General features: G+C 67.2%; 14 protein-coding genes. 6 read left to right on the forward strand and 8 right to left on the reverse strand.

What is annotated here, in order from left to right; all coding sequences use genetic code 11:
• Together recA and alaS are read left to right on the forward strand one after the other, a co-directional pair.
• The coding region (gene recA, locus Q8M88_RS16535; RefSeq protein WP_305598253.1) for a recombinase RecA at positions 1-632 on the forward strand (632 nt) is incomplete at its 5' end.
• Between the two features lie 281 nt (positions 633-913).
• A complete protein-coding gene (gene alaS, locus Q8M88_RS16540; protein ID WP_305598254.1) occupies positions 914-3,562 on the forward strand; it encodes an alanine--tRNA ligase in 2,649 nt (882 codons plus the stop codon).
• A gap of 1 nt (position 3,563) precedes the next feature.
• On the opposite strand, the gene Q8M88_RS16545 is transcribed toward alaS, so the two are convergent.
• Together Q8M88_RS16545 and Q8M88_RS16550 are read right to left on the reverse strand one after the other, a co-directional pair.
• The gene (locus Q8M88_RS16545) at positions 3,564-4,484 is read right to left on the reverse strand and encodes an AEC family transporter (protein WP_305598255.1); all 921 of its coding nucleotides are present in this window, start codon (positions 4,482-4,484) and stop codon (positions 3,564-3,566) included.
• Positions 4,485-4,509: 25 nt separating this feature from the next.
• Positions 4,510-5,727 (reverse strand): NADP-dependent isocitrate dehydrogenase, encoded by a 1,218-nt coding sequence (locus Q8M88_RS16550; RefSeq protein WP_305598256.1) that lies wholly within the window; start codon positions 5,725-5,727, stop codon positions 4,510-4,512.
• Positions 5,728-5,881: 154 nt separating this feature from the next.
• Between Q8M88_RS16550 and Q8M88_RS16555 the strand changes: the two genes are divergently transcribed.
• The 4 genes from Q8M88_RS16555 to Q8M88_RS16570 all read left to right on the forward strand — a co-directional run bounded on the left by Q8M88_RS16555 (position 5,882) and on the right by Q8M88_RS16570 (position 9,256).
• Positions 5,882-6,670: an RNA methyltransferase gene (locus Q8M88_RS16555; protein WP_305598257.1), complete on the forward strand. Its 789-nt coding sequence runs from the start codon at positions 5,882-5,884 to the stop codon at positions 6,668-6,670.
• Between the two features lie 36 nt (positions 6,671-6,706).
• On the forward strand, positions 6,707-7,594 hold the full coding sequence (locus tag Q8M88_RS16560; RefSeq protein ID WP_305598258.1) for a hypothetical protein: 888 nt from the start codon (positions 6,707-6,709) through the stop codon (positions 7,592-7,594).
• A gap of 165 nt (positions 7,595-7,759) precedes the next feature.
• Complete coding sequence (rpsD, locus tag Q8M88_RS16565; protein WP_305598259.1) at positions 7,760-8,377, forward strand: 30S ribosomal protein S4; 618 nt, start codon at positions 7,760-7,762, stop codon at positions 8,375-8,377.
• A 213-nt stretch (positions 8,378-8,590) separates the two neighbouring features.
• The gene (locus tag Q8M88_RS16570) at positions 8,591-9,256 is read left to right on the forward strand and encodes a sugar transferase (protein ID WP_305598260.1); all 666 of its coding nucleotides are present in this window, start codon (positions 8,591-8,593) and stop codon (positions 9,254-9,256) included.
• Positions 9,257-9,433: 177 nt separating this feature from the next.
• On the opposite strand, the gene Q8M88_RS16575 is transcribed toward Q8M88_RS16570, so the two are convergent.
• The 6 genes from Q8M88_RS16575 to Q8M88_RS16600 form a co-directional block, all read right to left on the reverse strand.
• Positions 9,434-9,631, reverse strand: a complete 198-nt coding sequence (locus tag Q8M88_RS16575; protein WP_305598261.1) for a hypothetical protein — start codon at positions 9,629-9,631, stop codon at positions 9,434-9,436.
• Between the two features lie 168 nt (positions 9,632-9,799).
• Positions 9,800-9,967: a hypothetical protein gene (locus Q8M88_RS16580; protein WP_305598262.1), complete on the reverse strand. Its 168-nt coding sequence runs from the start codon at positions 9,965-9,967 to the stop codon at positions 9,800-9,802.
• A gap of 125 nt (positions 9,968-10,092) precedes the next feature.
• The gene (locus Q8M88_RS16585) at positions 10,093-10,965 is read right to left on the reverse strand and encodes a surface-adhesin E family protein (RefSeq protein WP_305598263.1); all 873 of its coding nucleotides are present in this window, start codon (positions 10,963-10,965) and stop codon (positions 10,093-10,095) included.
• A 70-nt stretch (positions 10,966-11,035) separates the two neighbouring features.
• A complete protein-coding gene (locus Q8M88_RS16590) occupies positions 11,036-11,227 on the reverse strand; it encodes a hypothetical protein (RefSeq protein WP_305598264.1) in 192 nt (63 codons plus the stop codon).
• Between the two features lie 223 nt (positions 11,228-11,450).
• The gene (locus tag Q8M88_RS16595) at positions 11,451-12,125 is read right to left on the reverse strand and encodes a hypothetical protein (protein ID WP_305598265.1); all 675 of its coding nucleotides are present in this window, start codon (positions 12,123-12,125) and stop codon (positions 11,451-11,453) included.
• A 62-nt stretch (positions 12,126-12,187) separates the two neighbouring features.
• Positions 12,188-13,099 (reverse strand): hypothetical protein (locus Q8M88_RS16600; protein ID WP_305598266.1); only part of this gene is annotated, 912 nt, incomplete at its 5' end.

Below are 13,099 nucleotides of genomic sequence, written 5' to 3' on the forward strand. Positions count from 1 at the left end.
CGGGCGCGGTGGACATCGTGGTGATCGACTCGGTGGCCGCTCTGACGCCGCGCGCCGAAATCGAAGGCGAGATGGGCGACAGCCTGCCGGGTCTGCAGGCGCGGCTGATGAGCCAGGCGCTGCGCAAGCTCACCGGCTCGATCTCCAAGACCAACACCCTGGTGATCTTCATCAACCAGATCCGCATGAAGATCGGTGTGATGTACGGCTCGCCGGAGACCACCACCGGCGGCAATGCGCTGAAGTTCTACGCCTCGGTGCGCCTGGACATCCGCCGCACCGGCTCGGTGAAGATCCGCGACGAGATCGTCGGCAACAACGTCCGCGTGAAGGTGGTGAAGAACAAGGTCGCCCCGCCGTTCCGCGAGGTCGAATTCGACATCATGTACGGCGAGGGGATCTCCAAGCTGGGCGAAATCATCGACCTGGGCGTCAAGGCCGGCGTGATCGACAAGTCCGGCTCCTGGTTCTCGTTCAACAGCCAGCGGATCGGCCAGGGCCGCGACAACGTGCGCGAGTTCCTGAAGGCCAACAAGGATATCGCCGCCGAGATCGAGACCGCGGTGCGCGCCTCTTCCACCAAGATCGAGGAAGAACTGCTGGTTGGCCGCCCGGAAACCGAAGAGGAATAGGGCTTACCCGACGCTCAGGCTCCCCGACGCTCAGGCGTCGCGCCCGAAGGCTTTCGGCGATCCCCGCAAACCCCGCCGCCGGGGCCTTCCACTTCACCACGCGACGCCTGTTCATCGGACAGGGCGCCGGAGCCATATCGGCCCCGGCGCCCTTTTTCTTTGCCGGCGCCGCCAAGGCTAGTAAACGAGCCGGGTCCCTCTGGTGTGCGGCGCAACACGCACCGACGCGCCAACGCCTTCCACGTCCCCATCTTTGCGTTCCAGACTTCGACGAAAGCGCCATGCCGAGCCTCAACGAGATCCGCGCCACCTTCCTCGACTACTTCGCCAAGAACGACCACCTGGCCGTCGCGTCTGCGCCGCTGGTGCCGCAGAACGACCCGACCCTGCTGTTCGTCAACGCCGGCATGGTGCCGTTCAAGAACGTCTTCACCGGCGCCGAGAGCCCGCCGGCCCCGCGCGCCGCCTCCTCGCAGAAGTGCGTACGCGCCGGCGGCAAGCACAACGACCTGGACAATGTCGGCTACACCGCGCGCCACCACACCTTCTTCGAGATGCTCGGGAATTTCTCGTTCGGCGTCTACTTCAAGGAACGCGCGATCGAGCACGCCTGGACCCTGCTGACGCGCGAGTTCAAGATCCCGGCCGAGCGCCTGCTGGTCACCGTCTACGCCACCGACGACGAGGCGCACGCGCTGTGGAAGAAGATCGCCGGCCTGCCTGACGAGAAGATCATTCGCATCGCCACCTCCGACAATTTCTGGTCGATGGGCGACACCGGCCCCTGCGGTCCGTGCTCGGAGATCTTCTACGACCACGGCGACCATATCGCGGGCGGGCCCCCTGGCAGCCCGGATGAGGACGGCGACCGGTTCGTGGAGATCTGGAACCTGGTGTTCATGCAGTACGAGCAGTTTGCCGACGGCACACGCGCGGACCTCCCCAGGCCATCGATCGACACCGGCATGGGCCTGGAGCGGGTCGCGGCCGTGCTGCAGGGCGTGCACGACAACTACGACATCGACCTGTTCCGCGCGCTGATCGCCGCCTCCAAGGCGCTGACTGGCCCGGGCGACGCGGCCAGCGAACCCTCGCACCGGGTGATCGCCGATCACCTGCGCTCGTCCAGTTTCCTGATCGCCGACGGGGTGACGCCGTCGAATGAAGGCCGCGGCTACGTGTTGCGCCGGATCATGCGCCGCGCCATGCGCCACGCCCATCTGCTGGGCGCGCAGGACCCGCTGATGCACCGCCTGGTTCCGGCGCTCGTCGAACAGATGGGCGCGGCCTATCCGGAGCTGCGCCGCGCTGAGGCGGCGATCGTCGACACCCTGCGCCAGGAGGAGGAACGCTTCCGCCGCACGCTGGGCCGCGGCTCCGCCCTGCTCGAGGAGGCCGCCGCGGGCCTTAGCGAAGGCGGCGTCATCCCCGGCGAGGTCGCCTTCAAGCTCTATGACACCTACGGCTTCCCCCTCGACCTGACGCAGGACGCGGTGCGCTTGCGCGGCATCACGGTCGACGTCGAAGGCTTCGAGGTCGCGATGAACCGCCAACGCGAGCAGGCCCGCGAGGCCTGGACCGGCTCCGGACAGGTCGCCCAGGCCGGCGAATGGTTCGCGCTGCGCGACCGCCTCGGCCCCAGCGACTTCATCGGCTACGAAGCCTCGGAGGCCACGGCTGAGGTGCTGAGCCTGGTCGCCGACGGAGTCGAGGTCGATCAGGCCTCCGCCGGCCAGACCGTCGAGGCCTTGTTCGACCGCACTCCGTTCTATGCCGAGAGCGGGGGCCAGGCCGGCGACGCGGGCGAAGTCGAATGGACTGGGGGCGCCGCGCGCGTGCTCGACACCCAGAAGCAGGCCGGCGATCTCTTCGCCCACAAGCTGGAAGTCGTCTCGGGCGTGCTGAAGCCCGGCGAGCGCGTGCGCCTGGCGGTGGCCGCCGACGCGCGCGCCGCCACGCGCGCCAACCACTCCGCCACCCACCTGCTGCACGCGGCGCTACGCAATGTGCTGGGTCCGCATGTCTCGCAGAAGGGCCAGATGGTCGACGGCGAGCGCATCCGCTTCGACTTCTCCCACGGTCAGCCGCTGACAGCCGACGAGATCGACCGCATCGAGGCCGAGGTCAACGCGGTGATTCGCCAGAACCTACCCGCCGACCTGCAGGTGATGGCGCCGCAAGCCGCCATCGAAGCCGGCGCCATGGCGCTGTTCGGCGAGAAGTACGGCGATAGCGTGCGCGTGCTGACGCTCGGCCGCGCGCTGGACGGCGAGGGCGCCTATTCGGTCGAGCTGTGCGGCGGCACCCACGTGGCGCGCACCGGCGACATCGCCCTGTTCAAGATCGTCTCCGAGCAGGGCGTCGCGGCTGGCGTGCGTCGCATCGAGGCCCTGACTGGCGAGGCGGCGCGGCGCTGGCTGCTGGAGCAGGCCGGCGTATCGCGTACCCTCGCCGAGCAGTTCAAGATCCCGGTCAGTGAGGTCGCCGCGCGCGTCGAGTCGCTGGAGGCCCAGCGCCGACGCCTGGAGAAGGAGCTGGCCGACGCCAAGCGCCAACTGGCCATGGGCGGCGGTTCGGGCGGGTCGGCGCCCGCCGAGGCCGAGGACATCGGCGGGGTCATGATCCTGGCCCGGGTCATGGAGGGCGTCGGCGGCAAGGATCTGCGCCCCATCGCCGAGGCCTTCAAAAAGCAAGTGCCCGACGGCGTCATCGCCCTGGTCGGCGTCGCCGAGGGCAAGGGCGCGGTGACCGTCGCGGTCACCGGCGCGGCGCAAGGCAAGTTCAGCGCCGTCGAACTCGCCAAGGTTGCAGTCACAGCCATGGGCGGCCAGGGCGCGGGCGGGCGACCCGACTTCGCCCAGGGCGGCGCCCCCGACGGCTCCAAGGCCGCCGAGGGCCTGGCCGCAGTGAAGGTCGCGCTCGCCGGCTAGATTAGAACGAGATCAGCCAGACGATTAGCGGCAGGGTCAGGGCGCTGGCGGCCGTACCAATGATCACCGCCTGGGACGCGCCGCGGGCGAAGACGTCCAGACTGCGGGTCTGGATGAAGACGTTTACCGCCGTGGGACATGCGGCGAGCAGGGTGGCCGTGACGCGCAGGTCCGGGCGCAAGCCCAGCAGGCCCAGGACCGTCCAGGCCAGCAGCGGGGCTGCGACCAGCTTCAGCGCGAGGGTTAGCGCCAGCGGCGCGAACTCGCCTGAGCGCGGGATCACCGGCTCGCGGCCCATCAACCCGCCCAGCGCCAGCAGGGCGACGGGACTGGCGCCGACGGCGATCCACGACAGCGGCAGGTCGATGGCCCGCGGCAGTTCGATGTGGCCGAACGAGAGCCATAGCCCCGCGACGCCGCCGGCGACAGTCGGATTGACCAGCACGCGCGCGATCAGGCGCGGTATCGAGCCGCCCGGCCGCGCGCTCTGCAACGTGGCGACAGCGAGCGTCAGCAGGATCACGAAGTCGGCGGTGAGCAGGGCGGTGGCGGGGCCGCGCTGTGCCTCGCCGAACAGCGACACGGCTAGCGGCACGCCGAAGAAGCCGGTGTTGCCCATGGACGCGGCCATCGGCAGGCCGGCGCGCACCTGGGCGTCGAAGCCCATCAGCCGGGCGATCAGGATCGCCGCGCCGAGGATCGAGCACATGCAAAAGGCGTAAGCGCCCAGGGCCATGCCCAGGCTGGGGTCGGGGGCCGCGCTATGGCCCAGCCCGTGCAGCAGCATTAGCGGGAAGCCGACCCAATAGGTGAAGGCGACCAGGCGGCGCACGCCGGTGTGGCCCAGCCAACCCAACCGTCCCAGGATCACGCCCACGACGATCGGAATCAGCAGCGGCGCCGCGGCCTGGAGCAGATTCACCGTCCAGGCCGCCGCGCAGAAGCCATCAGGCCTTGGCCAGCGCCAGTTCGAGGTTGGCGGCGACCTTGTCGATAAAGCCTTCAGTTGTCAGCCAGCCCTGTTGATCGCCGACCAGTAGCGCCAGGTCCTTGGTCATCGAACCGGCTTCGACCGTGGAGACGCAGACTTCTTCGAGTACGGTGGCGAAGCGTTCCAGTTCGGCGTTGCCGTCCAGCTTGGCGCGGTGTTGCAGGCCGCGGGTCCAGGCGAAGATCGAGGCGATCGAGTTGGTCGAAGTCGCCTCGCCGCGCTCGTGCTGGCGGAAGTGGCGGGTGACGGTGCCGTGGGCGGCTTCCGCCTCCATGATCTTGCCGTCGGGGGTGAGCAGCACCGAGGTCATCAGCCCCAACGAGCCGAAGCCCTGCGCCACGGTGTCCGACTGCACGTCGCCGTCGTAGTTCTTGCAGGCCCAGACGAAGCCGCCGGACCACTTCAGCGCCGCGGCCACCATGTCGTCGATCAGGCGATGCTCGTAGACGATGCCGGCGGCCTTGTACTTCTCGGCGTACTTGGCTTCGAAAACCTCGGCGAAGATGTCTTTGAAGCGGCCGTCATAGGCCTTGAGGATGGTGTTCTTCGTCGACAGATACAGCGGGTACTTTCGCGCCAGCGCGAAGGCGAAGCAGGCGTGGGCGAAATCGCGGATCGAGTCGTCCAGGTTGAACATGCCCATGGTCACGCCGGGGCCCTTGAAGTCGAAAACCTCGCGTTCGATCTTCTCGCCGTTGGCGCCGCTCCAGGTCATCGTCACCTTGCCGGCGCCGGGCACCACGAAGTCCTGGGCGCGGTACTGGTCGCCATAGGCGTGGCGGCCGATGATGATCGGCTGGTTCCAGCCGGGCACCAGGCGGGGGACGTTCTCGCAGATGATCGGCTCGCGAAACACCACGCCGCCGAGGATGTTGCGGATCGTCCCGTTGGGCGAACGCCACATCGACTTCAGCTTGAATTCTTCGACGCGAGCCTCGTCCGGGGTGATGGTGGCGCACTTAACGCCGACGCCGTGGCGCTTGATCGCTTCGGCTGCATCGATGGTCACCTGGTCGTCGGTGGCGTCGCGGTGCTCGATGCCCAGGTCGTAGTAGTCCAGCTTGATGTCCAGGTAGGGGAAGATCAGCTTGTCCTTGATCCACTTCCAGATGATGCGGGTCATTTCGTCGCCGTCGATGTCGACGACGGGGTTGGCGACTTTGATCTTGGCCATCTGGGGCAGCGCTCCGGAGCGGTTCGAAATAGGTTGCCGGGCCGTATACCGGGCCGCGCCAGCCGACGCAAAGGCCAAGCGTCCGTAACGTCAGCGAGGGAGTTGCTACAGGCGGCGCTTGCGCTGCACCCGCCCGGCGGACGAAAACGCCCAGATGGCCGATACTGATCGTTTTCCTCCCTGCGTGATCCTCAGCATGCCGCAGCTTGCCGAGAATATCGGCGCCGCCGCGCGCGTGATGGCCAACTTCGGCCTGAGCGATCTTCGGCTGGTCAATCCGCGCGACGGCTGGCCGCAACCGCGCGCCTGGGCGTCTGCGTCCGGCGCCGACTGGCCGCTGGACGGGGCCAAGGCGCACCAGCGCCTGCAGGCGGCGATCGCCGACCTGCACGTGGTCTACGCCACCACCGCACGGCCCAGGGAAGTGCAGCTGCCGATCCTCACCCCTCGCGAGGCGGCGGCGAAGCTGGCGGCGGCGTCGCGCCAGGGACTGCGCACCGGCTTCTTGTTCGGCGGCGAGCGCGCCGGGCTGGAGACCGCCGACATCGCGCTCTGCCAGGCCGTGATCACCATTCCCGTCGATCCGCGGTTCTCGTCGCTGAACCTCGCCCAGGCCGTGGCGCTGAACGCCTACGAATGGCGCATGACGCAGGACGCCACGGCGCCGGCCAAGTTCCGCGACGGCGCGCCTCCGGCCGAGCAGGCGGCGATGATCGGGCTCTATGACCACCTTGAGGCCGAACTGGAGGCCGGCGGCTTCTTCCATCCACCGGAGAAGAAGCCATCGATGGTGCAGAACCTGCGCTCGGCGCTCGCCCGCGCCCAGCTCAACGACCAGGAGGTGCGCACCTTCCGCGGCGTGGTGACGGCGTTGTCCAAGGGGCGCGGCCGGGTGCTGGAGAAACTCGCCCGCCGCGCAGCGAAACCGGAGGCTGGCGAATGAACCTGCGCGCGACCGCTTCTCGCGGGACGCCTTAGGGTGCGCAAGCCCGGCGTCGGCCATCATCGCCTGGAAGCCCGCGACGCGGTCAACGGCGAAGCCGTGCCGGTGCGCCTGTTCTATCCCACCTTCGCCATCGCCCGGCCCACAGATCTCGGCCCCTATCCCATGCTGCTGGCCGCCGACGCTCCGGTGGAGGGCACGGGGCTGCCTCTGGTGGCGATTTCGCACGGCGGCGGAGGCTCGGCGGCGACCCACCGCGACCTGGCCGCCCATCTGGCCAGCGCCGGCTTCGTGGCAGCTCTGGTCGAGCATCCGGGGAACAACCGCGACGACAACCGCCTGGCCCACACCGCACAGGTGCTGGAGAACCGGCCGCGCCATATCCGGGCTGCGATCGACGCGGCGTTCGCCGATCCGATCGTCGGCCAAAGGCTGGCCGCCGCCGTCGGCGTGATCGGCCACTCCCTGGGCGGTTACACAGCGCTGGCGATGGCCGGCGGCAAACCGACCGCCTTCGACCACGAGACCCCGGACGGCAAGCAGGCCGTCGTGCCGGCGACGCCCGACCCGCGCGTCAAGGCGCTTGTGCTGTTGGCTCCGGCCGTCGCCTGGTTCGCCGCCGAGGGTGCGCTGGGGGAGGTTTCCATTCCGGTGCTGATGCTCACCGGCGAGAAGGACCTGAGCACCCCGCAGATCCACGGCCGCATCGTCGCGCGCGGCCTGCGGCCCGGCTTGCTCGAGCATCGCGAGGTGGCCGGCGCCGGGCATTTCGCGTTCCAGAGCCCGTTTCCTCCGGCCATGCGCCGTCCGGGCTTCCTGCCGGCGCAGGATCCGGAAGGGTTCGACCGCGCCGCATTCCACGAGCAGATGAACGCCGAGATCGAGGCGTTCCTGCGCCGCACCCTGGCGCGCGGCGCGGGCTGAAACGCTTGACTTGCGGGGGAGGGGTGAGCATACACCGCCCCTTTCCGCCGCCGGGTCTCCCGCGCGGTCGCGAAATCTATGACGGGTGATCCGAGACCGCCGTTGAGATCGCGCCTCCAGCTTCGGAGTGCGCCGGTCCGGATCGACAGAAGAGAAGTGTAACTCATGTCGAAGCGCCACTCGGCGAAATACAAGCTCGACCGGCGGATGGGCGAGAACATCTGGGGTCGCCCGAAGTCCCCGATCAACTCCCGCGCCTACGGTCCCGGCCAGCACGGCCAGCGCCGCAAGCAGAAGGTCTCCGATTTCGGCCTGCAGCTCCGCGCCAAGCAGAAGCTGAAGGGATATTACGGCAACCTCACCGAAAAGCAGTTCAGCCGCATCTATCAGGAGGCGTCGCGCCGCAAGGGCAATACGTCCGAGAACCTGATCGCGCTGCTGGAATCGCGCCTGGACGCCATCGTCTATCGCGCCAAGTTCGTCCCCACGCCGTTCGCGGCGCGTCAGTTCGTCAACCACGGCCACGTGCTGGTGAACGGCCAGCGGGTGAACATCCCGTCGTATCGCTGTAAGGCGGAGGACGTGATCACCGTGCGCGAGCGTTCGCGCAACATGGCCCTGGTGCTCGAAGCCCTGCAGTCGGGTGAGCGCGAGACGCCGGATTACATCGAAGTCGACACCAAGGGCATGACCGCCCGCTTCGTGCGTGCGCCGGAGCTGGCCGAGGTGCCCTATCCGGTGAAGATGGAGCCGAACCTGGTCATCGAATTCTACGCGTCCTAGAAAAACGCCGACATCCCGAAGTGTTGTGAGACAAGGCCCCGGCGTCCGCGCCGGGGCCTTTTTTCGTGTCCGCGGCACGGCTTCAGGCGCGATCACAGATGTGTGAGGTGGGTTAATAAATAAACCCGCGCGCCGCACCGAACCCCTCGGCTCTGGTCAAGGTTGACGCGCCCGTAGGGAACGGGCCGGCTTGCCCTAGAGCCGAAAAGCACAATGACCGAACTGACGTTCGCCGCTGATGTGACGAGCGCGCCGCGCTCGCGGTCGCGGCGGATGACGTCTGGCGACATGGCGAACGCTTTGCTGGCGCTGGTGGTGTTGCTGTTCGTGGCGCCGATGATGATCGCCATCGCGCTGTCCATCCGCGCGCAGGACGGCGGACCGGCGCTATTTCGCCAACGCCGCGTCGGTCGCGATGGGCGGGTGTTCGAATGCCTGAAGTTCCGAACGATGGTGGTCGATTCTGAGACCATGCTCGCCCAGCGCCTGGCGGCGGACCCTCTGGCGCGCGAGGAGTGGACGCGCATCCGCAAGCTGCGAGACGATCCGCGCGTGACGCCCGCCGGTCGGTTCCTGCGCCGGGCCAGCCTCGACGAACTGCCGCAACTGATCAACATCCTGCGTGGCGACATGGGCCTGGTGGGCCCCCGGCCGATCATGGAGGAGGAGATCGCCCTCTATGGCGTGCACTTGCGCCACTACTGCGCCGTCCGCCCGGGAATGACCGGCCTGTGGCAGGTGAGCGGGCGCAACCAGCTAAGCTTCCGCCGGCGCGTGGTGATGGACGTGGCCTATGTGCGCCGCCGCCGGCTGGCGCTGGATCTGAAGATACTGGCGAGGACCCTGCCGGTGGTGTTCCTGCAGCGTGGTTCGAGCTGAGCGCGCCGGCTCACCCTGGAAGTAGCCGCTCCAGCCCCGATCCCGCCGCCCGCGCAGCCGCCGCCATACGCGACGGGCGCTGCGTCCGAGCGCAGGCCCGGTGATCGCGCCCAGGCCATAGACCAGCACCAGTTCGACGATTAGCAGATTCAACGGGTTCGATTGTTCTCGAGCGCGTCAGCGGACGCGGCGCGTGATCAGGTCGCCGACGCCGGCGCGCGCCAAGGCCCGCAGGGAGCCGTCGATCGCTTCGACCGCGGCGGCCCGGGCTTGTTCAAGCCCCGTCGCTACGGTGTCGCCGGCCGCATTGGTGATGCGCCACGACCATCCCGCGTCCTGACGGCGCAGCGCATAGGCGAGGCCTGGCTGATCCATGATCGACTTCTCCGTCGCCAGCCGACCCCGCCTGGGCGCATCTGGAGCTAGGATCCCGATGTCCCCGCCCATGCGCGCCAGACGCAGAAAGAAACTGGCTGCAGCATTCACGGGGCGTCATGCGCTCAGCGCAAGCACACGCACGCGAGGGGAGAATTCGCGAGACGTCTAGAGAAGGATTCGAGCGGTCTGCAGGACCGCCGCCCACACCGCAATATTGAGCGCGAGCGCCAGCAGCAACCGCCAGTTCAGACGATTGCGTTCGACCCTGTCGTCGTCCTTGCGCGTGATCATCGCGCGCGAGAGTGTCGTCGCTTCGTAGCGGAGGGAGACCATGTGAGCCTTTCCCCTTTTACAAACCCGTCGCCGGTCGCTGGTTCCGTATCGCGCCTACGGTAGGACGCCGGAAGCTAAGAGAACCTTAAGCGCGCGCTAACCACGTCTACGACGCAAACCGCGCTTTATCGTGTCGCACGCTCCTTCACGAAACAGGCGTGTCCCTTGGCGGACAGAACCGAGCACAGGCTCACCGCCTGGCCACGTGAGGCGAAGCCGTAGAGTAGGGCGCGATAGACGGGCTTTCCGCTCACCGTAGCTTCTTCGACGGTGTCCAACAGGCCCGTAGTCTGCACGGCGAAGGCGCGCCGGATCCTCGTGATCGACTGGCGCGCCTGGACTGCTGAGCCGGAGGCGCTGAGCTGAACCGCGCTGGGGCTATTTCCCGTGCGTGGCTTTACAGCCGCGGGGGCTGGCGGCTTGGCGGCCGGGGGCTTGGCTTTTGCGGCCGCGGCGGTCGGCGCTGCGGCGACCACCACTGGCTTGGTCTTGGGGCGCGGCAGGCCGGCCAGCGGGCGGCGGAAATTCGGATCGCAGACCGCCTGGATCACGCTGTAGAGCCGCGTGCCCGCCGTCGGGCTCACCCATTCGCCGGACTCGCTGCCTTCGCGTCCGGCGCCGCGGAGGTTGCGTTGAGGATAGTTGGTGATCGTCGTCGCCCGGCTGCGGCGACCGGCGCAGTCGACCTCCACGTCCGCCGACCAAGACAGATAGCCGCCCTCGGACGCGGTTTCGGCGTCGATCACCTCGGAGCGGATGTGGACGTCGAACAGCCCTGCGCCTGCCGACACAGGCAGGGCCACGGAGCGAAGGCCGATGACGCTGGTGCGCCCGATCGACACCACTGCGGCTGGCGCCAGGTCGGTATTGGCCAAGAGCCAGACCGCGAGGGATTCAGCGTCCGACGCGGGCGGAAAACTTGCCGCCGGCTGGGCGAACGCGGCGTGCGCCGCCGCCAGGCCGCAGATCATCGCCGCAGCGATTGCCCGGGCGTTCACCGTGATGCTCTCCGTGGATGGGTGAATGCGACGCCGACCATGATCCGATCCGCCGCGAGAGGCGGCGACCTCAGCCTCGCCGGCGCCGCGCCCGGTCCTGGTCCGGCGAGCGCATGCCCAGGTGATGATAGGTGCTCCAGGATTCCGGACGTTCGCCGCGTACGCTGCGCCAGACCCGACGCACCGCGCGCCACAGCCCGGGCCCGGTCATGCCGCCCAACAGATAGGCGAGCGCCAGCGCGCTCAGCAGCATCATCGACATGGAGCGCCACGCCCAGCAGGGCCAGCGTCTGGACGCCGGGTCAATATGAAACCTCCAAATGGTCGCGCGCCTGGCTGCTGGATCTGGACCGCGCTCGACCCACCGAACTGCACAGGTGGAGAAGAGTTCCAGCACTGCGACATCAAAACTGACGGGCTATTGCTCGGGACGGTGTTTGGCGAAGCTGTGCTGAAATTTCGGGCGGCGCTCGCGTTGAATGGGGTCATGAGGCCGGATGCCCATGCGACGCGAGTTCCTGAAGTCGTCGCCAGGCGCGAACCGCCAGCGGGACGGAGCGCTTAAATCTCGCACGGCCTGCTGCGCGACGGATTTCGATCATGTCGAGTCCGGCGAGCGCTTCACTGTCGGCTTTGGGCGCAACAAGCACGCAGAAGCCCTTTGGAATGAGCTGCAGGTGAACGATTTCGAAGCGCTGGCAGAATTTCGGCAACCACCAGGATGCGGGTTGCTGGATCAAGTGGGCATTCCTGCCGTCGCTCAACAACTTCACTGCCGGACCGGTGTGAACCGTGAAGAATCCCAGCCGCCCGGTGATGCGCGCGAGATCATCAAGGACAGCATCGAGGTGCTCAGGCTCGATATGTTCCAGGACATCGATGCAGCACGCCAGTTCCGCGGTCCGAGGCGGTCCATAGTCGGGAAACGCCGGGTCGTAGGGAAGATAGGTGAACGCGTCACGGCCTAGCTGCTTGAGACGTCGACGCAGATTCTGTTTTCCCGCACCGTAGTCCGCTAACGAACTGAAGCGGGTTATGTCCAGCAGCGACTTTACGAAGGGTGCGAACGCCAAAGAAGCGGTGCCGTAGTCGCTGCGCTCATGCAACGTCTGCTGCTGTTTCAAATAGTCCGCCGATATCACCTCAGCGCGATCGCTCATCGTTCAAGCCTTGCAAATGTGGCGTCGCGGAAATTAATCATGGGCCCGCGCCGCGAAGAAGCCTAGCGGGCGGGCGCGCTGGCCTGCGGAACCGCGTATATCGCCAAGGTGCGCGCTCCCGAGCGGATGAAGTTGACCAGTTCCAGGCCGCTGATCGGAACGGGGGGTTTGTCGAAGGCTAGAAAGTACTGCACCCCCTGGCGGCGCATGTCCGGCACGGCCTGCGCGTCGGTCATCGTCACCGGCGTCTGCCCATAGTACTTGGCCTTCAGGTGATAGGCGATGATCACCGCCGCCCCATAGTCGGTGTTGGTGGCTAATCGGGCCCCTTGCAGGTCGCCGCCCCGCAGCTGAGTTACAAACCCGTTGGTGGTAAGCGCGGCGCCTCGGCGGTTTTCGAGCTCGTACGCCGGCTTGAACAGAAACGAGGCGGCGAACAGGATCGTGAGGGTCAAAAGCCAGGCTTGACCCAACCTCGGCGCCTGCTGGAACAGCGCCGGCCGCAACCCGTCGAGCCGGTTGAGCAGGTACAGCCCAAGGATCAGGGTGAGCGGCAACATCGGCCAAACGTATCGGTCGTCAACCCACAGGAGCGCGTAGCCGCTCATGTACGCCGCCATGGTGCCCAGGATCATCGCCAGATGGAATCGGTCACTACTCGAGGTTCCATGGGGCACGAACAGAACGGCCGCGGCGCTGACGATGATCGCCCAAGCGAAGATTGAATATGCGCCGAGCAACGAGATCCACAACCCGACGGCCTGTTTCGTCAAATTGATCTGATGGATAAACTCCGCGCGTGACCCAATTGGACTCCATGTCATGAGGCAACAGTCGCGCGCCTTCTCCACGCCGTAGAGATACCAGGGGTCTTCCCAAATGCTGACCGTCGTGGAAGTTGGTGGCGCCTGAAAGCCAATCTGGAAAATTGGACGACCCGCCGATTCGGGACCAAAAATCGCATGATTGTACTT

It is taken from the genome of Phenylobacterium sp., from assembly GCF_030693805.1.
Taxonomy (GTDB): domain Bacteria; phylum Pseudomonadota; class Alphaproteobacteria; order Caulobacterales; family Caulobacteraceae; genus Phenylobacterium.